The 21,688-nt window shown below is 69.0% G+C and carries 18 protein-coding genes; 2 read left to right on the forward strand and 16 right to left on the reverse strand.

Features of this window, described 5'->3' with window-relative positions; all coding sequences use genetic code 11:
• Positions 1-70: 70 nt before the first annotated feature.
• The 14 genes from nuoN to MQN93_RS37610 are packed head-to-tail and all read right to left on the reverse strand — an operon-like array spanning position 71 to position 16,117.
• Complete coding sequence (gene nuoN, locus MQN93_RS37545; protein WP_242713010.1) at positions 71-1,729, reverse strand: NADH-quinone oxidoreductase subunit NuoN; 1,659 nt, start codon at positions 1,727-1,729, stop codon at positions 71-73.
• Entirely contained in the window at positions 1,726-3,297 is a 1,572-nt protein-coding gene (locus tag MQN93_RS37550) for an NADH-quinone oxidoreductase subunit M (RefSeq protein WP_016437644.1), read from the reverse strand. The genes nuoN and MQN93_RS37550 overlap by 4 nt, the downstream gene beginning before the upstream one ends.
• A gap of 5 nt (positions 3,298-3,302) precedes the next feature.
• Positions 3,303-5,249, reverse strand: coding sequence for an NADH-quinone oxidoreductase subunit L (gene nuoL, locus MQN93_RS37555; protein WP_242713011.1), 1,947 nt, complete (start codon positions 5,247-5,249; stop codon positions 3,303-3,305).
• 16 nt (positions 5,250-5,265) lie between these two features.
• Positions 5,266-5,565: an NADH-quinone oxidoreductase subunit NuoK gene (gene nuoK / locus MQN93_RS37560; RefSeq protein WP_016437642.1), complete on the reverse strand. Its 300-nt coding sequence runs from the start codon at positions 5,563-5,565 to the stop codon at positions 5,266-5,268.
• On the reverse strand, positions 5,562-6,401 hold the full coding sequence (locus MQN93_RS37565; protein WP_016437641.1) for an NADH-quinone oxidoreductase subunit J: 840 nt from the start codon (positions 6,399-6,401) through the stop codon (positions 5,562-5,564). Before MQN93_RS37565 ends, nuoK begins: the two co-directional genes overlap by 4 nt.
• On the reverse strand, positions 6,398-7,039 hold the full coding sequence (gene nuoI / locus MQN93_RS37570) for an NADH-quinone oxidoreductase subunit NuoI (RefSeq protein WP_242713012.1): 642 nt from the start codon (positions 7,037-7,039) through the stop codon (positions 6,398-6,400). The genes MQN93_RS37565 and nuoI overlap by 4 nt, the downstream gene beginning before the upstream one ends.
• On the reverse strand, positions 7,032-8,396 hold the full coding sequence (gene nuoH / locus MQN93_RS37575) for an NADH-quinone oxidoreductase subunit NuoH (protein ID WP_016437639.1): 1,365 nt from the start codon (positions 8,394-8,396) through the stop codon (positions 7,032-7,034). The genes nuoI and nuoH overlap by 8 nt, the downstream gene beginning before the upstream one ends.
• Positions 8,393-10,897 carry an NADH-quinone oxidoreductase subunit G gene (locus MQN93_RS37580; RefSeq protein ID WP_242713013.1) on the reverse strand — a complete coding sequence of 835 codons (2,505 nt, stop codon included), beginning with the start codon at positions 10,895-10,897 and terminating at the stop codon, positions 8,393-8,395. The genes nuoH and MQN93_RS37580 overlap by 4 nt, the downstream gene beginning before the upstream one ends.
• Complete coding sequence (gene nuoF, locus MQN93_RS37585; RefSeq protein WP_016437637.1) at positions 10,894-12,243, reverse strand: NADH-quinone oxidoreductase subunit NuoF; 1,350 nt, start codon at positions 12,241-12,243, stop codon at positions 10,894-10,896. Before nuoF ends, MQN93_RS37580 begins: the two co-directional genes overlap by 4 nt.
• Entirely contained in the window at positions 12,243-13,112 is an 870-nt protein-coding gene (nuoE, locus tag MQN93_RS37590) for an NADH-quinone oxidoreductase subunit NuoE (protein ID WP_242713014.1), read from the reverse strand. The genes nuoF and nuoE overlap by 1 nt, the downstream gene beginning before the upstream one ends.
• Complete coding sequence (locus MQN93_RS37595; protein WP_016437635.1) at positions 13,109-14,440, reverse strand: NADH-quinone oxidoreductase subunit D; 1,332 nt, start codon at positions 14,438-14,440, stop codon at positions 13,109-13,111. The genes nuoE and MQN93_RS37595 overlap by 4 nt, the downstream gene beginning before the upstream one ends.
• A complete protein-coding gene (locus MQN93_RS37600) occupies positions 14,437-15,192 on the reverse strand; it encodes an NADH-quinone oxidoreductase subunit C (protein WP_016437634.1) in 756 nt (251 codons plus the stop codon). The genes MQN93_RS37595 and MQN93_RS37600 overlap by 4 nt, the downstream gene beginning before the upstream one ends.
• Positions 15,189-15,743: a NuoB/complex I 20 kDa subunit family protein gene (locus MQN93_RS37605; protein ID WP_007383964.1), complete on the reverse strand. Its 555-nt coding sequence runs from the start codon at positions 15,741-15,743 to the stop codon at positions 15,189-15,191. Before MQN93_RS37605 ends, MQN93_RS37600 begins: the two co-directional genes overlap by 4 nt.
• A gap of 14 nt (positions 15,744-15,757) precedes the next feature.
• Entirely contained in the window at positions 15,758-16,117 is a 360-nt protein-coding gene (locus tag MQN93_RS37610) for an NADH-quinone oxidoreductase subunit A (RefSeq protein ID WP_003992243.1), read from the reverse strand.
• Between the two features lie 767 nt (positions 16,118-16,884).
• Between MQN93_RS37610 and MQN93_RS37615 the strand changes: the two genes are divergently transcribed.
• Positions 16,885-17,694, forward strand: coding sequence for a C40 family peptidase (locus tag MQN93_RS37615; protein ID WP_037783460.1), 810 nt, complete (start codon positions 16,885-16,887; stop codon positions 17,692-17,694).
• Between the two features lie 118 nt (positions 17,695-17,812).
• On the opposite strand, the gene MQN93_RS37620 is transcribed toward MQN93_RS37615, so the two are convergent.
• Complete coding sequence (locus tag MQN93_RS37620) at positions 17,813-19,627, reverse strand: hydroxysqualene dehydroxylase (RefSeq protein WP_242713015.1); 1,815 nt, start codon at positions 19,625-19,627, stop codon at positions 17,813-17,815.
• Positions 19,628-19,717: 90 nt separating this feature from the next.
• Here MQN93_RS37620 and def point away from each other — a divergent pair, with 90 nt between their 5' ends.
• The gene (gene def, locus MQN93_RS37625; protein WP_242713016.1) at positions 19,718-20,344 is read left to right on the forward strand and encodes a peptide deformylase; all 627 of its coding nucleotides are present in this window, start codon (positions 19,718-19,720) and stop codon (positions 20,342-20,344) included.
• A 1-nt stretch (position 20,345) separates the two neighbouring features.
• Here def and MQN93_RS37630 read toward each other — a convergent pair whose 3' ends face one another.
• The gene (locus MQN93_RS37630; protein ID WP_242713017.1) at positions 20,346-21,638 is read right to left on the reverse strand and encodes a geranylgeranyl reductase family protein; all 1,293 of its coding nucleotides are present in this window, start codon (positions 21,636-21,638) and stop codon (positions 20,346-20,348) included.
• Positions 21,639-21,688: the final 50 nt, after the last annotated feature.

Here is a 21,688-nt window from a genome sequence, read left to right on the forward strand (position 1 = left end):
CGGGGCCCCTCCACAGGCACCGCAGGCCGACGGCGCAGGCACCGCAGGTCAGCGGTACACGCACCGCAGGTCAGCGCACGAACACTCCCGCCTGGTTCGCCAGGTCGAGGAAGTACTGCGGCGCCACACCGAGCACCAGCGTGACCACCACACCGAGGCCGATCGCCGTCATCGTCAGCGGCGACGGCACGGCGACCGTCGGGCCCTCGGGCCGCGGCTCGCTGAAGAACATCAGCACGATCACGCGGATGTAGAAGAAGGCCGCGACCGCGGACGAGATCACACCGATCACGACCAGCGGGGCCGCCCCGCCCTCCGCCGCCGCCTTGAACACGGCGAACTTCCCCGCGAACCCGGAGGTCAGCGGGATACCGGCGAAGGCCAGCAGGAACACCGCGAACACGGCCGCCACCAGCGGTGAACGGCGCCCGAGCCCGGCCCACTTGGACAGATGCGTCGCCTCGCCGCCCGCGTCGCGCACCAGCGTGACCACGGCGAAGGCGCCGAGGGTCACGAAGGAGTACGCGGCCAGGTAGAAGAGGACGGAGGAGACGCCGTCCTTCGAGGTCGCGATGACACCCGCGAGGATGAATCCCGCGTGCGCGATCGACGAGTACGCCAGCAGCCGCTTGATGTCGGTCTGGGTGATCGCGACGATCGCACCGCCCAGCATGGTGACGATCGCGACGGCCCACATGACCGGCCGCCAGTCCCAGCGCAGTCCGGGCAGGACGACGTACAGCAGGCGCAGCAGCGCTCCGAACGCCGCCACCTTCGTCGCCGCCGCCATGAACCCGGTCACCGGGGTCGGCGCGCCCTGGTAGACGTCCGGCGTCCACATGTGGAACGGAACCGCGCTCACCTTGAACAGCAGCCCCATGACGATCATGGCGCCGCCGACGAGCAGCAGCGCGTCGTTGCCCATGGTGTCGGCGAGCGCCGGGTCGACGTTCGTGACGGTCCCGTCGACGACCTGCGCGATGCGCGCGTACGACACCGAGCCCGCGTAGCCGTACAGGAGCGCGATGCCGAACAGCGTGAACGCCGAGGCGAACGCGCCGAGCAGGAAGTACTTGACCGCCGCTTCCTGCGACATGAGCCGCTTGCGGCGGGCCAGTGCGCAGAGCAGGTAGAGCGGGAGGGAGAAGACCTCCAGGGCCACGAACAGCGTCAGCAGGTCGTTCGCCGAGGGGAACACCAGCATGCCCGCGACCGCGAAGAGCAGCAGCGGGAAGACCTCGGTGGTGGTGAATCCGGCCTTGACGGCGGCCTTCTCGCTGTCGCTGCCGGGCACGGACGCGGCCTGTGCGGCGAACGAGTCGACGCGGTTGCCGTGCGCCTCCGGGTCGAGGCGCCGCTCGGCGAAGGTGAACAGGCCGACCAGGCCGGCGAGCAGGATCGTGCCCTGCAGGAACAGGGACGGCCCGTCGACCGCGATCGCGCCCATCGCCGCGATGTGCGCCTTGGTGGTGCCGTATCCGTCGGCCGCGAGCGCGACGACCGCCGCGAAGGCGGCGCAGAGCGCGACGGCGGACAGGAACACCTGGGCGAGATAACGGGACTTGCGCGGTACGAACGCCTCGATCAGCACCCCGATGATCGCCGCGCACACGACGATCAAGGTGGGCGACAGTTGCCCGTATTCGATCTTCGGCGCGTCGATCTTCGCGATCGGATCGGCCGCGGTTGCCGCCGTTGTCCACAGGCTGTGGACGGCTGATGCGCTCACTTGGCCGCCTCCACCGAGGGCTTGGGGTCCTTCTTGTGTACGTCGGACAGGGTCGACTTCACCGCCGGGTTGACGATGTCCGTCACCGGCTTCGGATAGACGCCCAGGAAGATCAGCAGCACGATCAGCGGCGCGACGACCACCAGTTCACGCACCCTGAGGTCCGGCATCGCCGAGACCTCCTGCTTCACCGGGCCCGTCATCGTCCGCTGGTACAGGACGAGGGTGTAGAGCGCGGCGAGCACGATGCCGAAGGTGGCGATGATGCCGACCGCCGGGTAGCGCGTGAACGTGCCGACCAGGACCAGGAACTCACTCACGAACGGGGCGAGTCCCGGCAGCGACAGGGTCGCCAGACCGCCGATCAGGAACGTGCCGGCGAGCACCGGCGCGACCTTCTGGACACCGCCGTAGTCGGCGATGAGCCGCGAGCCGCGCCGGGAGATCAGGAAGCCCGCCACCAGCATCAACGCAGCTGTCGAAATGCCGTGGTTGACCATGTACAGCGTCGCACCGGACTGGCCCTGGCTGGTCATCGCGAAGATGCCCAGGATGATGAAGCCGAAGTGCGAGATCGAGGCGTACGCCACCAGCCGCTTGATGTCCCGCTGGCCGACCGCGAGCAGCGCGCCGTAGACGATGCTGATCAGGGCGAGGACGAGGATGACGGGCGTGGCCCACTTCGACGCCTCCGGGAAGAGCTGGAGGCAGAAGCGGAGCATCGCGAAGGTGCCCACCTTGTCGACGACCGCCGTGATGAGGACGGCGACGGGGGCGGTGGACTCCTGCATGGCGTTGGGCAGCCAGGTGTGCAGCGGCCACAGCGGCGCCTTCACCGCGAAGGCGAAGAAGAAGCCGAGGAACAGCCAGCGTTCGGTGCTGGTCGCCATGTGCAGCGAGCCGTTGGCACGGGCCTGTGCGATCTCCTGGAGGCTGAAGTTCCCGGCGACCACATAGAGACCGATCACGGCGGCCAGCATGATCAGGCCGCCGATGAGGTTGTAGAGGAGGAACTTCACCGCGGCGTACGACCGCTGCGTCGACGCCGCCTCCTCACCGTGCTCGTGGGCACGGTCCCCGAAGCCGCCGATGAGGAAGTACATCGGGATGAGCATGGCTTCGAAGAAGATGTAGAAGAGGAAGACGTCGGTGGCCTCGAAGGAGATGATCACCATCGCCTCGACGGCCAGGATCAGGGCGAAGAAGCCCTGCGTCGGCCGCCACCGCCTGCTTCCGGTCTCCAGCGGGTCGGCGTCGTGCCAGCCCGCGAGGATGATGAACGGCATCAGCAGCGCGGTCAGCGCGATCAGCGCCACCGCGATGCCGTCCACGCCCAGTTCGTAGCGGACTCCGAAGTCCGCGATCCAGGAGTGGGACTCGGTGAGCTGGTAGCGACCGCCGTCCGGGTCGAAGCGGACCAGGATCGTGATCGCGAGGGCGAGCGTGGCGAGCGAGACGAGCAGCGCCAGCCACTTGGCGGCGGTGCGCTGCGCGGCCGGCACGGCGGCCGTGGCGATCGCCCCGATCGCGGGGAGCACCGCCGTCGCTGTCAGCAGAGGAAAGGACATCGGTATCAGACCGCCCTCATCAGCAGGGTCGCGGCGACGAGGACCGCCGCACCGCCGAACATCGAGACCGCGTACGACCGCGCGAAGCCGTTCTGCAGCCTGCGCATCCGCCCGGACAGGCCGCCGACCGAGGCCGCCGTGCCGTTGACGACTCCGTCGACCAGGGTGTGGTCGACGTACACCAGGGAGCGCGTGAGGTGCTCGCCGCCGCGGACCAGGACGACGTGGTTGAAGTCGTCCTGCAGCAGGTCGCGTCGGGCGGCCCGGGTGAGCAGCGACCCGCGCGGGGCCACGGCCGGGACCGGACGGCGGCCGTACATGGCGTAGGCGATGCCGACGCCGATGATCAGGCAGACCATGGTCGCTCCGGTGACCGTCGCGGCGCTGACCGGCGAGTCGCCCTCGCTGTGCCCGGTGACGGGCTCCAGCCAGTGCAGGAAGCGGTCGCCGATGCTGAAGAACGCGCCGCCGAAGACCGATCCGACGGCCAGCAGGATCATCGGGATCGTCATGACCTTGGGCGACTCGTGCGGGTGCGGCTCCGCGTGCTCGCCGTGGTGCTCGGCGACCGGCTCCGCGCTCGGCGCTTCGGGCGAACGCGTGGGCTGGTTGCGCCAGCGCTCCTCGCCGAAGAACGTCATCAGCATCACGCGCGTCATGTAGAAGGCCGTGATGGCGGCGCCCAGCAGGGCCGCGCCACCGAGGATCCAGCCCTCCGTGCCGCCCTTCGCGAAGGCCGCCTCGATGATCTTGTCCTTGGAGAAGAAGCCGGACAGACCCGGGAAGCCGATGATGGCGAGGTAGCCGAGGCCGAACGTGATGAACGTGACCGGCATGTACTTCCTCAGGCCGCCGTACTTCCTCATGTCCACCTCGTCGTTCATGCCGTGCATGACCGATCCGGCGCCGAGGAACAGCCCGGCCTTGAAGAAGCCGTGCGTCACCAGGTGCATGATCGCGAAGACATAGCCGATGGGGCCGAGGCCCGCGGCGAGGATCATGTAGCCGATCTGCGACATGGTTGAACCGGCCAGTGCCTTCTTGATGTCGTCCTTCGCGCAACCGACGATCGCACCGAACAGGAGCGTGACGGCACCGACCACGGTGACCGCCAGCTGTGCGTCGGGCGCGGCGTTGAAGATCGCTCCGGAGCGGACGATCAGGTAGACGCCCGCGGTCACCATCGTCGCGGCGTGGATGAGGGCCGAGACCGGGGTCGGGCCCTCCATCGCGTCCCCGAGCCAGGACTGCAGCGGCACCTGGGCGGACTTGCCGCAGGCGGCGAGCAGAAGCATCAGGCCGATCGCGGTGAGCTTGCCCTCGGAGGTGTCGCCGACGCCGTCGAGGACCGGTCCGAAGGCGAACGTCCCGAACGTCGTGAACATCAGCATGATGGCGATGGACAGGCCCATGTCGCCGACGCGGTTGACCAGGAAGGCCTTCTTCGCCGCCGTCGCCGCGCTGGGCTTGTGCTGCCAGAAGCCGATCAGCAGATAGGACGCGAGACCCACGCCCTCCCAGCCGACGTACAGCAGCAGGTAGTTGTCGGCGACGACGAGCAGGAGCATCGCCGCGAGGAACAGGTTCAGATAGCCGAAGAAGCGGCGGCGGCGCTCGTCGTGCTCCATGTACCCGACCGAGTACAGATGGATCAGCGAGCCGACACCGGTGATCAGCAGCACGAACGTCATCGACAGCTGGTCCAGTCGGAACGTCACGTCCGCCTGGAAGCCCTCGACCGGGACCCAGCTGAACAGATGCTGCATCAGCGTCCGGTGTTCGGCGTCCTTGCCCAGCAGATCGGCGAAGAGGATCACGCCGAAGGCGAAGGAGACGAACGCGAGGACCGTGCCGATCCAGTGGCCGACGGCGTCGAGCCGCCGGCCGCCGCACAGCAGTACGGCCGCTCCGAGCAGTGGCGCCGCCACCAGCAGCGCAATCAGGTTCTCCACGATTTCTTCCGACCCCTCAGAGCTTCATCAGGCTGGCGTCGTCGACCGAGGCCGAGTGGCGGGAACGGAACAGGGACACGATGATCGCGAGCCCGACCACGACCTCCGCGGCGGCGACGACCATCGTGAAGAACGCGATGACCTGGCCGTCGAGATTGCCGTGCATCCGGGAGAAGGTGACGAACGCGAGGTTGCAGGCGTTCAGCATCAGCTCGATGCACATGAACACCACGATGGCGTTGCGCCGGATCAGCACACCGGTGGCGCCGATCGTGAACAACAGGGCCGACAGATACAGGTAGTTGACCGGGTTCACTGCGACGCCTCCTCCCGCTTGAAGGTGGCCGGTTCGATCTCGGTGCGCTCCAGGCGCTCCTCGGAGCGCTGTTCCAGTGCACGCAGGTCGTTCAGTGCCTCGCTCGACACGTCACGGATCTGGCCGCGGTCACGCAGCGTCTTGCTGACCGTGAGGTCGGACGGGGTGCCGTCGGGCAGCAGGCCCGCGATGTCCACCGCGTTGTGCCGCGCGTACACACCAGGCGCCGGCAGCGGCGGGACGTACTTGCCCTCGCGCACGCGCTGTTCGGACAGCTCGCGCTGCGTCTTGGCCCGCTCGGTGCGCTCGCGGTGGGTGAGCACCATGGCACCGACGGCGGCCGTGATCAGCAGGGCGCCGGTGATTTCGAAGGCGAACACGTACTTGGTGAAGATGAGGGCCGCGAGGCCCTCCACATTGCCGTTGCCGTTCGCCTGGCCGAGGCCGTTGAAGTCGTTGAGCGAGGCGTTGCCGATCCCGCCGAGCAGCAGGATGCCGAAGCCGAGCCCGCACAGAAGGGCCAGCCAGCGCTGGCCCTTGATGGTCTCCTTCAGGGAGTCCGCCGCGGTCACGCCGACGAGCATCACCACGAACAGGAACAGCATCATGATCGCGCCGGTGTAGACGACGACCTGCACGATCCCGAGGAAGTACGCGCCGTTGGCGAGGTAGAACACCGCCAGGATGATCATGGTGCCGGCGAGCGACAGTGCGCTGTGGACGGCCTTCTTCATGAAGACCGTGGCCAGCGCGCCGATCACGGCGACGGTGCCGAGGACCCAGAACTGGAAGGCCTCTCCGGTGGAGGTGGAGTAGGCGGCGAGCTGCGCGGTCATCGGCCGATCACCTTCTCCGACGCCGGCTCGGCCTCACCGAAGGTGGAGTCGGCCTCCTGGACGACCTCGCCCTTGGAGCGGGCAACTTGGGGCTCCGTGCCGGGCGCCGCCTCGGTGACCACTCCCCGGTAGTAGTCCTGCTCGTCCATCCCCGGGTAGATGGCGTGCGGACTGTCGACCATGCCCTCCTCGAGGCCGGCGAGCAGCTGCTCCTTGGTGTAGATGAGGTTGGCGCGGCTGGAGTCCGCGAGCTCGAACTCGTTGGTCATTGTCAGCGCGCGCGTGGGGCACGCCTCGATGCACAGGCCGCACAGGATGCAGCGGGCGTAGTTGATCTGGTAGACGCGGCCGTAGCGCTCGCCCGGTGAGTAGCGCTCCTCCTCCGTGTTGTCCGCGCCCTCCACGTAGATCGCGTCGGCGGGGCAGGCCCAGGCGCACAGCTCGCAGCCGACGCACTTCTCCAGGCCGTCCGGATGGCGGTTGAGCTGGTGCCGTCCGTGGAACCGGGGGGCGGTGGTCTTGTGCTGTTCCGGGTACTGCTCCGTCAGCCGCTTCTTGAACATGGCCTTGAAGGTCACGCCGAAGCCGGCCACGGGGTTCATGAAACCGGGTTTGGTCTCCTTGGGCTCCTCAGCCATCGGACGCCTCCTTTCCATCCGAAGATCCGTCACTGGCAGTATCCGACCCACCACTGACAATCAACTCCCGCTCGCGGCGCGGGCTGCGCCTCGGCACCGGCGGGAGCTCCTGTCCGGGGAGCGGGGGCACGGGGAATCCGCCGGCCATCGGGTCGAAGCCGGCCGGTTCGGCGGCCTGCGCCTCGGCCGTCCTGCCCTTCTCGCGGAACATGTCGGCGACGAAGGACACCAGCAGCAGGGCGAGGACGCCGCCGCCGATGTAGAGGGCGATGTCGGCGAAGTCGTAGTTCTCGTTCCTGAGGGCCCGCACGGTCGCGACCAGCATCAGCCAGACCACGGAGACCGGGATGAGGACCTTCCAGCCGAGCTTCATCAGCTGGTCGTAGCGGACCCGCGGGAGCGTGCCGCGCAGCCAGATGAAGAAGAACAGCAGCAGCTGGACCTTGATCACGAACCAGAGCAGCGGCCACCAGCCGTGGTTGGCGCCCTCCCAGAAGGTGCTGATCGGCCAGGGGGCCCGCCACCCGCCGAGGAAGAGCGTGGTGGAGACGGCCGAGACCGTCACCATGTTCACGTACTCGGCGAGCATGAACATCGCGAACTTGATCGACGAGTACTCGGTGTTGAAGCCGCCCACCAGGTCGCCCTCGGACTCCGGCATGTCGAAGGGGGCGCGGTTGGTCTCGCCGACCATCGTGACGATGTAGAGGATGAAGGAGACCGGCAGCAGGATGATGTACCAGCGGTCGTGCTGCTGCTCGACGATCGTCGACGTCGACATCGACCCCGAGTAGAGGAACACGGAGGCGAAGGCGGCGCCCATGGCGATCTCGTACGAGATCATCTGCGCGCAGGAGCGCAGGCCGCCGAGCAGCGGGTAGGTGGATCCGGAGCTCCAGCCCGCGAGCACGATGCCGTAGATGCCGACCGAGGCGACCGCGAGGATGAAGAGCATCGCGATCGGCAGGTCCGTCAGCTGCATCGTGGTGCGGTGGCCGAAGATCGAGATCTGGTTGTCCGCCGGTCCGAAGGGGATCACCGCGATCGCCATGAAGGCCGGGATGGCGGCGACGATCGGTGCGAGGACGTAGACCACCTTGTCCGCGCGTTTGACGATGACGTCTTCCTTGAGCATCAGCTTGATGCCGTCGGCGAGCGACTGGAGCATGCCCCAGGGGCCGTGCCGGTTGGGGCCGATGCGCAGCTGCATCCAGGCGACGACCTTGCGCTCCCACACGATGGAGAACAGCACGGTCACCATCAGGAAGGCGAAGCAGAAGACGGCCTTGACGACGATCAGCCACCAGGGGTCGCGGCCGAACATCGAGAGGTCTTCAGCGGCGAGGTACGGGCTCATGCCTCCACCTCCTCGGGGGCCTCGCCGACGAGCGTCGCCGGGCCGATGCGGACGAGTGCGCCGGGCAGCGCCCCGGTGTCGGAGGCGACGCCCCTGCCTGCTGAGTTCAGCGGCAGCCAGACCACGCGGTCGGGCATCTCCGTGATCTGCAGCGGGAGTTCGACGGTCCCGGTGGGACCGGTCACGGCGAGCAGGTCGCCGTCCTTGACGCCCGCCTCGGCGGCCGTCGCGGCCGACACGCGCGCGTGGGCGGCGTGCCGGGTCCCGGCGAGCGCCTCGTCGCCCTCCTGGAGGACGCCCTGGTCCAGCAGGAGGCGATGGCCCGACAGGACGGCCTCGCCGGCGGCGGGCCGCGGCAGCACGCCCGCGCTCTCCAGGGGCTCGGTGGCACGCGGACCGTCCCAGGGCCCGAGCCGGTCGATCTCCGCACGCACGGTGCGCAGATCCGGCAGACCCAGGTGTACGTCCATGGCGTCGGCCAGCATCTGCAGCACGCGCGCGTCGGTGGGCGCGAGGCGGCGGGTCATCTGGTCGGGCTTGAGCGCGGCGTCGAAGAAGCGCACCCGGCCCTCCCAGTTGAGGAAGGTGCCGGCCTTCTCGGCGACCGCGGCGACGGGCAGCACCACGTCCGCCAGCTCGCTGACCTCACTGGGCCGCAGCTCCAGCGACACCACGAAACCGGCCTCGTGAAGTGCTTCACGCGCGCGTGCCGGGTCGGGTAGATCGGCGACCTCGACACCCGCGACCAGCAGCGCCTGGAGTTCACCGCTCACGGCGGCCTCCAGGATCTGGCTGGTGTCGCGGCCGTAGCGGTGCGGGAGTTCGGCCAGTCCCCAGACGGCGGCGACCTCCTCACGCGCGCGCGGGTCGGTCGCCGGGCGTCCGCCGGGAAGCAGCGACGGCAGGGCGCCGACCTCGAGCGCGCCGCGCTCTCCGGCCCGCCGCGGGATCCACACCAGCCGGGCGCCGGTCGCGGCGGCGGCCCGTACGGCGGCGGTGAGCCCGCCGGCGACGGCCGCCAGCCGTTCGCCGACCACGATCACCGCGCCCTCGGTGCGCAGCCCCTCGGCCGCCTTCGAGCCGTCCCCGTCGAGCCCGACCCCGCCGGCGAGCGCGTCCAGCCACTCGGTCTCGGTGCCGGGAGCCGCGGGAAGCAGGGTGCCGCCGGCCTTCTCCAGACCGCGCGTGGCGTGCGTGGCCAGCGAGAACACCTTCTGGCCGTGCCCCCGCCAGGCCTTGCGCAGCCTCAGGAAGACGCCGGGCGCCTCCTCCTCGGCCTCGAAGCCGACCAGCAGGACGGCGGGTGCCTTCTCCAGGAGGGTGTACGTGACTCCCGTACCGTCGAGATCACGGCCGCGTCCGGCGACCCGCGCCGCCAGGAAGTCGGCCTCCTCGCTGGTGTGCACCCGCGCGCGGAAGTCGATGTCGTTCGTGTCGAGCGCCACGCGCGCGAACTTGCTGTAGGCGTAGGCGTCCTCGACGGTCAGCCGGCCGCCGGTCAGCACACCGGTCCGGCCGCGCGAGGCGAGCAGGCCCTGGGCCGCGATCTGCAGCGCCTCCGGCCAGGAGGCCGGCTCCAGCTCGCCCTCGGCGTTGCGCACCAGGGGCTGTTCGAGCCGGTCGCGCTGCTGCGCGTACCGGAAGGCGAACCGCCCCTTGTCGCAGATCCACTCCTCGTTGACCTCGGGGTCGTTGGCGGCGAGCCGCCGCATGACCTTGCCGCGGCGGTGGTCGGTGCGGGTCGCGCAGCCCCCGGAGCAGTGCTCGCACACGCTCGGCGAGGACACCAGGTCGAAGGGGCGGGAGCGGAAGCGGTACGCCGCCGAGGTCAGCGCGCCGACCGGGCAGATCTGGATGGTGTTGCCGGAGAAGTACGACTCGAAGGGGTCGCCCTCACCGGTGCCGACCTGCTGCAGCGCGCCCCGCTCGACCAGCTCGATCATCGGGTCGCCCGCGATCTGGTTGGAGAAGCGGGTGCAACGGGCGCACAGCACGCACCGTTCGCGGTCCAGCAGCACCTGCGTGGAGATCGGGACGGGCTTCTCGTACGTCCGCTTCTTGCCCTCGAAGCGGGACTCGGCCTGGCCGTGCGACATGGCCTGGTTCTGCAGCGGGCACTCGCCGCCCTTGTCGCAGACGGGGCAGTCCAGGGGGTGGTTGATGAGCAGCAGCTCCATCACACCGTGCTGGGCCTTCTCGGCGACCGGCGAGGTGAGGTGCGTCTTGACGACCATGCCGTCCGTGCACGTGATGGTGCAGGACGCCATCGGCTTGCGCTGGCCCTCGACCTCGACGATGCACTGGCGGCAGGCGCCGGCCGGGTCCAGGAGGGGGTGGTCGCAGAAGCGGGGGATCTCGATGCCGAGCTGCTCGGCGGCGCGGATGACCAGGGTGCCCTTGGGCACGCTGATCTCGGCGCCGTCGATCGTCAGCGAGACGAGATCTTCCGGCGGGACCGCCGCCTCTCCCCCTCCCGAGGGAGCGTTGGTGGTCACGGTCATGCGTTCACCTCCGTGCGGGAGTCGGCCCAGGCCGTCGACTTGGCCGGGTCGAAGGGGCAGCCGCGGCCCGTGATGTGCTGCTCGTACTCCTCGCGGAAGTACTTCAGCGAGGAGAAGATCGGCGAGGCGGCGCCGTCGCCGAGGGCGCAGAACGACTTGCCGTTGATGTTGTCGGCGATGTCGTTCAGCTTGTCGAGGTCGCTCATGACGCCCTTGCCCGCCTCGATGTCGCGGAGCAACTGCACGAGCCAGTACGTCCCTTCGCGGCACGGTGTGCACTTGCCGCAGGACTCGTGGGCGTAGAACTCGGTCCAGCGGGTGACGGCGCGCACGACGCAGGTCGTCTCGTCGAAGCACTGAAGGGCCTTGGTGCCGAGCATGGAGCCGGCAGCGCCGACGCCCTCGTAGTCAAGGGGTACGTCGAGGTGCTCGTCGGTGAACATCGGTGTCGAGGAGCCGCCCGGCGTCCAGAACTTGAGGCGGTGGCCCGGCCGCATGCCGCCGCTCATGTCGAGGAGCTGGCGCAGCGTGATGCCGAGCGGGGCCTCGTACTGGCCGGGGCTCGCGACATGGCCGCTAAGCGAGTAGAGCGTGAAGCCCGGGGACTTCTCGCTGCCCATCGACCGGAACCATTCTTTGCCCCGATTCAGAATTGCGGGAACCGATGCGATCGACTCGACGTTGTTCACAACAGTCGGGCACGCATAGAGGCCCGCGACCGCAGGGAAAGGGGGACGGAGCCGCGGTTGACCCCGGCGGCCTTCGAGCGAGTCGAGCAGTGCGGTCTCCTCACCGCAGATGTACGCGCCTGCGCCCGCGTGCACGGTGACCTGGAGGTTCAGTCCGCTGCCCAGGATGTTCTCGCCGAGGTAGCCGGCCTCGTAGGCCTCGCGCACGGCCTCGTGCAACCGCCGCAGAACGGGGACGACTTCACCACGCAGATAGATGAAGGCATGCGAAGACCGGATGGCATAACACGCGATGACAATGCCCTCGATGAGGCTATGCGGGTTCGCGAAGAGGAGCGGGATGTCCTTGCACGTCCCCGGCTCCGACTCGTCGGCGTTGACAACTAGATAGTGCGGTTTTCCATCTCCCTGGGGAATGAACTGCCATTTCATTCCCGTCGGGAATCCCGCGCCGCCGCGGCCGCGCAGCCCGGAGTCCTTGACGTACGCGATCAGGTCGTCCGGGGACATCGCGAGCGCCTTGCGGAGCCCCTCGTACCCCTCGTGCCTTTTGTAGACGTCCAGCGTCCAGGACCTGTCCTCGTCCCAGAAGGCGGACAGCACGGGTGCGAGCAGCTTCTCGGGGCTGGTGTCTTTGAGTTCGGGTGCCAAGGTCATCACTCCCCCTCCTCGGCGGTGGGCCCGGCCGGGTGGGCCGGGTCGGAGGCCGACGTCTCCTGCGGCGCGTCGTGTGCGCTCAGTCGCTCGGTCGGCGACGGGTCGTGCACGGCCCTGTCCTGCTCGTCGTGCGGCCCGCCGTCCCGCGGATGGACCACGCGCGCGGGTGCGGTCTCTCCCTTGGCCAGGCGGAGGCCCACCAGCGACGCCGGTCCCGCACTGCCGCTCTCCTCGACGGCCCCGGGCCGCTCGTCGGGGAAGCCGGCCAGAATCCGCGCGGTCTCCTTGAAGGTGCACAGACGCGCCCCGCGCGTGGGCTCGACCTCGCGTCCCGCGCGCAGGTCGTCGACGAGACGCTTGGCGCTGGCCGGGGTCTGGTCGTCGAAGAACTCCCAGTTGACCATCACCACCGGCGCGTAGTCGCAGGCCGCGTTGCACTCGATGTGCTCCAGGGTGACCTTGCCGTCGGCGGTGGTCTCGCCGTTGCCGACGCCGAGGTGCTCCTGGAGCTCCTCGAAGATCGCGTCGCCGCCCATCACCGCGCACAGCGTGTTGGTGCACACGCCGACCTGGTAGTCACCGGACGGCTTGCGCCGGTACATGGAGTAGAAGGTCGCGACGGCCGTGACCTCCGCGGTGGTCAGCTTGAGCATGTCCGCGCAGAACTGCATCCCGGTGCGCGTGACATGGCCCTCCTCCGACTGCACGAGGTGCAGCAGCGGCAGGAGCGCGGACCGGGAGTCGGGGTAGCGGTCGATCACCTGGCGCGCGTCGGCCTCGAGCCGGGCTCGGACGTCGTCCGGGTAGGCGGGCGCGGGCAGTTGGGGCATGCCCAGGCTGACGCCCTGCTCCGAGGAACTGGTGGTCACCGGTCGACGCCTCCCATCACGGGGTCGATGGACGCGACGGCGACGATGACGTCGGCGACCTGGCCGCCCTCGCACATCGCCGCCATGGCCTGCAGGTTGGTGAAGGACGGGTCACGGAAGTGGACCCGGAAGGGGCGGGTGCCGCCGTCGGAGACGGCGTGCACACCGAGTTCGCCCTTGGGCGACTCGACGGCCGCGTACGCCTGTCCCGGCGGGACGCGGAAGCCCTCGGTGACCAGCTTGAAGTGGTGGATCAGGGCCTCCATGGACGTGCCCATGATCTTCTTGATGTGGTCGAGGGAGTTGCCGAGCCCGTCCGGTCCCAGGGCGAGCTGGGCGGGCCAGGCGATCTTCTTGTCGGCGACCATGACCGGGCCGGGCTGCAGCCGGTCAAGGCACTGCTCGATGATCCCCAGCGACTGGCGCATCTCCTCCAGGCGGATCAGGAAGCGCCCGTAGGAGTCGCAGGAGTCCGCGGTCGGGATCTCGAAGTCGTACGTCTCGTATCCGCAGTACGGCTGTGCCTTGCGCAGGTCGTGCGGCAGGCCGGTGGAGCGCAGGATCGGGCCGGTGGCGCCGAGGGCCATGCAGCCGGCCAGGTCGAGATAGCCGACGTCCTGCATACGGGCCTTGAAGATGGGGTTCCCGGTGGCGAGCTTGTCGTACTCCGGGAGGTTCTTCTTCATCTTCTTCACGAACTCGCGGATGTGGTCCACCGCGCCGGGCGGCAGGTCCTGGGCGAGTCCGCCGGGCCGGATGTACGCGTGGTTCATGCGCAGGCCCGTGATGAGCTCGTAGATGTCGAGAATCATTTCACGATCACGGAATCCGTAGATCATGATCGTGGTGGCGCCGAGCTCCATGCCGCCGGTGGCGATGCACACCAGGTGGGAGGAGAGGCGGTTCAGCTCCATCAGGAGCACCCGGATGATCTCGGCGCGCTCGGTGATCTGGTCCTCGATGCCGAGGAGCTTCTCGACGGCGAGACAGTAGGCGGTCTCGTTGAAGAAGGACGTCAGGTAGTCCATGCGCGTCACGAACGTGGTGCCCTGCGTCCACGTGCGGAACTCGAGGTTCTTCTCGATCCCCGTGTGGAGGTAGCCGATGCCGCAGCGGGCCTCGGTGACCGTCTCGCCCTCGATCTCCAGGATCAGGCGGAGCACCCCGTGGGTGGAGGGGTGCTGGGGACCCATGTTGACGACGATGCGCTCGTCGTCGGCGCGGGCCGCGGACTGGACGACCTCGTCCCAGTCGCCACCGGTGACCGTGTAGACGGTGCCCTCGGTGGTCTCGCGCGCCGAGGCGGCGGATGCTGACTGCGTGCTCACGAGTACGACCTCCGCTGGTCCGGAGCCGGGATCTGGGCGCCCTTGTACTCGACGGGGATGCCGCCGAGGGGGTAGTCCTTGCGCTGCGGGTGGCCCTGCCAGTCGTCCGGCATCATGATCCGGGTCAGGGCCGGGTGACCGTCGAAGACGATGCCGAAGAAGTCGTAGGTCTCGCGCTCGTGCCAGTCGTTGGTGGGATACACGGAGACCAGCGACGGGATCTTCGGGTCGCTGTCGGGCGCGCTGACCTCGAGGCGGATCAGCCGGTTGTGGGTGATCGAGCGCAGGTGGTAGACGGCGTGCAGCTCGCGGCCCTTGTCGTGCAGGTAGTGGACGCCGCTGACGCCGGTGCACAGTTCGAAGCGCAGGGCCGGGTCGTCGCGGAGGGTCTGCGCGACGCGGAGCAGGTGCTCGCGCTCGATGTGGAAGGTGAGTTCGCCGCGGTCGACGACCGTCTTCTCGATCGCGTTGTCGGGCAGGAGTCCCTGTTCCTCCAGCGCGCCCTCCAGTTCGTCGGCGACCTCGTCGAACCAGCCGCCGTAGGGGCGGGCCGCCGGTCCCGGGAGGCGGACCGAGCGGACCAGGCCGCCGTAGCCGGAGGTGTCGCCGCCGTTGTTGGCGCCGAACATGCCGCGCTGGACGCGGATCTCCTCGCCGCCCTCGCCGCGCTGGCCGGGGAGGTTGGAGGCGCCGAGGTCCTTCTCGGGGTTGACCCCGTTCGACGCCCCGCTGGTGCCGTTCGCGTCGCTCACCGCAGCAGCCCCTTCATCTCGATCGTGGGCAGGGCCTTGAGCGCCGCTTCCTCCGCCTCGCGGGCCGCCTCCTCGGCGTTCACGCCGAGCTTGGAGGACTGGATCTTCTGGTGCAGCTTGAGGATGGCGTCCATCAGCATCTCGGGCCGCGGCGGACAGCCGGGCAGATAGATGTCGACGGGGACGATGTGGTCGACGCCCTGGACGATCGCGTAGTTGTTGAACATGCCGCCCGAGGAGGCGCAGACCCCCATGGAGATCACCCACTTGGGGTTCGGCATCTGGTCGTAGACCTGGCGCAGCACCGGTGCCATCTTCTGGCTCACCCGGCCGGCCACGATCATCAGGTCCGCCTGGCGAGGCGAACCTCGGAAGACCTCCATGCCGAAGCGCGCCAGGTCGTAGCGTCCGGCGCCGGTGGTCATCATCTCGATGGCACAGCAGGCGAGGCCGAACGTGGCCGGGAAGACGGACGCCTTGCGCACCCAGCCCGCGGCCTGCTCGACGGTGGTCAGCAGAAATCCGCTCGGCAGCTTTTCTTCGAGTCCCATGTTCTAAAGGCCCCTCAGTCCCATTCCAGGCCGCCGCGCCGCCATACGTACGCGTACGCGACGAAGACGGTGAGCACGAAGAGCAGCATCTCCACGAGCCCGAAAATCCCCAGGGCGTCGAAGGTGACGGCCCAGGGGTAGAGGAAGACGATCTCGATGTCGAAGACGATGAAGAGCATCGCCGTCAGGTAGTACTTGATGGGGAAACGCCCGCCGCCGGCCGGCGTGGGGGTCGGCTCGATCCCGCACTCGTAAGCCTCGAGCTTGGCCCGGTTGTACCGCTTCGGACCGATCAGCGTGGCCATGACCACGGAGAAGATCGCAAAGCCTGCCCCGAGGGCTCCCAGTACGAGGATGGGCGCATACGCGTTCACCGCTCCTCGCTCCTCTCAGTCGGCACTGACTGCTGGCGATGGCGCCGGACTCACACCCTCCTCCAACGCCCCTCTCACCCCGCCCGTCCCGGCGAAGATCGAGAACATGTGAAGCAGGTCACAAGCCCAACTGCCTCGCATCTTATGCCCGCCGCTCTGTGATCTGCGACACGGGGTATTGCACAAGCTTTGTGATCTCCACCACCTGACGAAGGATCATGAAGACGGATCAGAAGTGATCTTCGTACGTGAAGCGTCCGAGTGGTCACCAGAGGTGACATTTCCGCTTGTCGACGCAGTTCGGAGGGGGCGTCTCCATATCAAGAGACTTCCCTTGCATGCAAATTGGCGCTGGACGGGACGTCTTGATAGAGGACCCCGTTCACACATCAGAGGGAGATGCGCGGCGCGATGTGGACGCGTGCACGCGTTCACGAGCGGAGCCCGGTCGTGATCCGGACGCAATCGGCCCGTGATCTTCGCGCGGGACGCGCACGCTGCCGTGACCGTTGCGTGACCTCCGCCACACTCATGAGAGGCGCATGAGAACGGGGCTTGGCCAACGGTCCCAACCAGTGGTAGGCGCGGGGCAATTCGGGCGTAACGATGAAAGACCGTGATCACGGGGGCAATGGGTCCTGCCCGCAATGTCCGTTAGGGCGTCAATAAGGGCCGCTGGAACCAGGTTTCGGGGCGTCAGTTGAACAACTGTGGCGCAGCACACGTTTCTTGAAGGTATGGAGGAGCCCCTGATACCGGTTGTTCTCATGTCCCACACCGCTCACATACGCAGCCACCGGAAGCCCCGCCGCACCGCGACGTCGTCGCTCGCGATGCGCGTCGGTGTGACCGGTGGCGTCCTCAGCATGGCAGCGGCGGGTGCGTCGGCTTCGGCGAATGCCGCCGAGCCGGTCACGCAGACCCTCGAACTGCCCACCCTGACGGCCGATCTGGCCACTCAGGTCGCCCAGTCCGCGGACGCCACGCAGCAGGCGGCCGCGAACTACCAGCTGCAGGCCGAGCGTGACGCCGCCGCCACAAAGGCCGCGAAGCAGGCCAAGGCGGACCTCGCAGAGGCGAAGAAGAAGGCGGAGGCCAAGAAGAAGGCCCAGGAGGCCGCCCGCAAGGCCGCCGCCGAGCGCGCCTCGCGCAGCACGGAGCGGGCCACCCTCTCCGCCACCGCCGGCACGTCCACGACCTCCACGAGCTCCTCCACGGCCACCGGTTCGGCCGCGGCGGTCATCGCCTTCGTCAAGGCCCAGATCGGCGACGCCTACGTCTCCGGCGGCACCGGCCCCAACTCGTGGGACTGCTCCGGTCTCGTGCAGGCCGCCTTCAAGCAGGTCGGCGTCGACCTGCCGCGCGTCTCGCAGAGCCAGTCGACGGCCGGCACCCAGGTCTCGCTGAGCAACCTGCAGCCCGGCGACATCCTGTACTGGGGTGGCGCGGGCAGCGCGTACCACGTGGGCGTGTACGTCGGCGACGGCATGTTCGTCGGCGCGCAGAACCCCTCGACCGGTGTGGTCGAGAAGCCGCTCTCCTACGACCCGCCGAGCGGCGCGGTGCGGGTTCTCTGACCCACTCCGCGACACAACGCACAAGCACAACTCACGCAATACGGACGTACGGAAGGACCGCAGCCGCTCGGGGGCAGCGGTCCTTCCGCCCGTCGCGCCGGACCCGGCCCGGTCGGGCTCAGCCCAGATCGAAGGTGTTGGGCAGGCCCAGCCGGTAGCGGACCTCGTCGACGCGCTTGAGGGGTTCCATCTCCGGCGGGCGGTACAGCTCCCAGATGCCGCACCGCTCGGCGTCCGAATTGTCCGCGTCCAGGAGGGCGTTGACCGCCCGTCGCGCCGACTCGTTGGCTCCCTCCATCGTCGCCAGGTCGACGTCCGTGCGGACGTAGTCGCCGGCGAGGAAGAAGTTCGGGACCTCTGTGCGGGCCGAGGGGCGGTTGTAGAGCGTTCCGGTGGGATGGATGAGGAGCTGCTCGCGGTTGCGCGGCTCGGGGCCGCCCAGGCCCGTCACGGCCGGGTCCATGAACCAGCCGAGCCGGTCCTCGTCGGTGAGCGTCGTCCTGCCGGAGTCGTTGAGGGCGTCCTTCAACTGTGCCCAGAGCTCGGCGACGATCTCGTCCTTGGTGCACTCCTTGGCCGTCTTGCCGTACAGGATGCCGGGCTTGTCCCACTCGGAGATGATTGCGGAGAGGCAGTCGTGGGCCCGGCCGTCGCCGTAGTCGCGCGAGAAGTCCCGCTCGTCCCAGAACTGGGCCTGGCCGATGCCGGTCACCGACCAGGGTGAGTCCAGGCAGTTGATGTGGCCGTGCACGACGGGCGTGGGCGTGCGCAGGTAGAACATCACGCCGGTCATCCAGTCCGTCTGCAGCGCGTCGCACCTGGCGAGCTGCGGGTCGGCGGCCCGCAGCGCCCTGCCCCAGGTCGTGCGGGCGTGTTCGACGGGCATCGCGGAGACGTAGTGGTCGGCGGTGACCGTGCGCTCCTGGCCGCCGTCGCGCGCCGAGACGCGTACGCCGGTGACCCGGCCGCCGTCGCAGAGGACCTCGCGGACCTGGGTGCCCAGGACGAATTCGACGCCCATGGAACGCAGATGGGTCTCCCAGGGGTCGATCCAGGCCTCGCTCGTGGGGGCGTTGAGGACCCGGTCGATGTCGGCGTCACCGTCCAGGCCGCGGCCGAGCAGGCCCCACAGGATCAGGGCCTCGATGATGACGCGGCCGACGGTGCGCGTGGACGCCACCTCCGCGCGCGTGGCGACGAGGTTGCGGGTCTGGCCGATGCCGAGAAGGGTCCGGTACTCCTCGCTCATGTCGTCGGCGCGGATGAAGTCCCACCACGCGACCTTCTCCCACTGGCCCTCGCGGCGGGCGTCGCAGCTGGTGAGGTGGACGAGGAGACGGTCGGCGAAGTAGGCGACCTCGTGGGCCGGCAGGCGGGTGCCGAGATCCAGGACGGAGAGGATCTGGTCGCGGATCCAGGACGGGGTGATGTCGCCGGGGGCGGGCGGGGTGGTTGCGCGGCGCAGCGGGAAATGCAGATCCGGTCGGCCGGAACTGCGGGCGAACAGCTCCTCGGTGGCGTTCCGGAGGTTGCCGTGGACGCCGTTCGCGCTGCCGGGGAAGGGGATGCGGCGCATCGTGTCCGGCAGGTTCCGGTAGAAGCCGGGGAAGAAGCGGAAGCCGTGCTCGCCCGGCAGGGCCTTCCGTCCGCCGCTCGCGGTGCCGGGGACGTCCATCGAGCGGGCCTTGCCGCCGAGGACGTCGTAGTACTCGTAGACGGTGACGGCGTAGCCGCGTTCGGCGAGTTCGTGGGCGGCGCTGAGGCCGGAGACCCCGCCGCCGAGGACGGCGACGCGCTTGCCGGAGGCGGCCGCGCTCGCGCGCGTGGCGGGCGATAAGGCGAGCGCACCCGCCGCGGCCCCGGTGCCGGCGAGGAATTTTCTGCGGGTGTGGCCGGAGTTTTCCTCCGGTCGCGGTGAGGGTTCTGATGTCATGAGTACCGGAGGGTAGGGAGGGCTTCCGCAGGCCGGAACCCTGTTGTCCCGCCACCCACAGCATCCTCACAATCACAGGGAGACACAGACATGCCCAGTGTGTTCGTGCAAGGCAGGCCCGTCGACTCGTATCCGCCGCTCGCGCCCGAAGCCCGGCGCGGGAAGGTGCGGCGCGTGACCGAGGTCGGTGAGGAGGTCCTGCACAAGCCGTGCAGGGACGTCACCGAGTTCGGTCCCGACCTGGCCGCGCTCATCGACGACATGTTCCTGACCATGTACATCGCCGAGGGGGCCGGTCTCGCGGCGAACCAAGTGGGCGTCGGCCTGCGGCTGTTCGTCTACGACTGCCCGGACGACGACGGGGCCCGGCACGTCGGGCACATCGTCAACCCGGTGCTCGACCCGCTCGCACCCGCCGGGCGCCGACTGCTCGACGAGAACGAGGGGTGCCTGTCCGTGCCGGGCGCCTTGATGGACGTACCGCGGCCCGACCGGGCCGTGGTGCGGGGGCTGGACAAGGAAGGGCAGCCGCTCGTCATCGAGGGGACGGGGTACTTCGCGCGCTGCCTGGAGCACGAGACCGACCACTGCAACGGCCGGGTCTATCTGGACCGCCTCTCCGGCCGGCAGCGCAAGGACGCGCTGCGGCAGGTGGCGGACCGGCGTGACGAGGTGTTCGCCCGCCGGGCCGCCAACGTGGAAGCCCTGAAGGGCTGATTCACGCCTTCGGGGCCACCTTGCTCAGGCCGTTGATGACCCGGTCCATCGCGTCGCCGCCGGTCGGGTCGGTCAGGTTCGCCAGGAGCTTGAGGGTGAACTTCATGAGCATGGGGTGCGTCAGACCGCGCTGGGCCGCGATCTTCATGATCTTCGGGTTGCCGATGAGCTTCACGAAGCCGCGGCCCAGCGTGTAGTAGCCGCCGTAGGTGTCCTTCAGGACCCGCGGGTAGCGCTGCAGGGCGAGTTCACGGCTCGCGGCCGTCGGGCGGGCGTGGGCCTGGACGATGACGTCGGCGGCGATCTGGCCGGACTCCATGGCGTAGGCGATGCCCTCGCCGTTGAAGGGGTTCACCAGGCCGCCGGCGTCGCCGACCAGAAGCAGGCCCTTGGTGTAGTGGGGCTGGCGGTTGAAGGCCATGGGGAGCGCGGCGCCGCGGATCGGTCCGGTCATGTTGTCCGGGGTGTAGCCCCAGTCCTCGGGCATGGAGGCGCACCACGCCTTGAGGATCTCGCGCCAGTCCAGCTCCTTGAAGGCCGCCGAGGTGTTCAGCACGCCGAGGCCGACGTTCGAGGTGCCGTCGCCCATGCCGAAGATCCAGCCGTAGCCGGGCAGCAGCCGGTCCTGGGGGCCGCGGCGGTCCCACAGTTCCAGCCAGGACTCCAGGTAGTCGTCGTCGTGGCGGGGCGAGGTGAAGTACGTCCGTACGGCCACGCCCATCGGGCGGTCCTCGCGGCGGTGCAGGCCCATGGCCAGCGAAAGCCGCGTCGAGTTGCCGTCGGCGGCGACGACCAGCGGCGCGTGGAGGGTCACCTCGCGCTTCTCCTCGCCGAGCTTGGCGTGGACGCCGGTGATACGGCCGGTGCGCTCGTCGACGATCGGGGCGCCGACGTTGCAGCGCTCGTAGAGCCGCGCGCCCGCCTTCTGGGCCTGCCGGGCGAGCTGCTCGTCGAAGTCGTCGCGCTTGCGGACGAGTCCGTAGTCGGGGAAGGAGGCGAGATCCGGCCAGTCGAGCTGCAGCCGCACTCCCCCGCCGATGATCCGCAGGCCCTTGTTGCGCAGCCAGCCCGCCTCCTCGGAGATGTCGATGCCCATGGCCACGAGCTGTTTGACCGCACGCGGGGTGAGGCCGTCGCCGCAGACCTTCTCCCGCGGGAACTCGGTCTTCTCCAGCAGGAGCACGTCCAGGCCGGACTTGGCGAGGTGGTAGGCGGTCGTGGAACCGGCGGGCCCCGCCCCCACGACGATCACATCGGCGGTGTTCTCGGAGAGCGGCTCGGTCGCGACGGTCACGGCGGGATCTCCCCAACTTCGAAATCTCTGTGCCGGACGGCACGGGACAG

The organism is Streptomyces spinosisporus (genome assembly GCF_022698145.1).
GTDB classification, from domain to species: Bacteria; Actinomycetota; Actinomycetes; order Streptomycetales; family Streptomycetaceae; genus Streptomyces; species Streptomyces spinosisporus.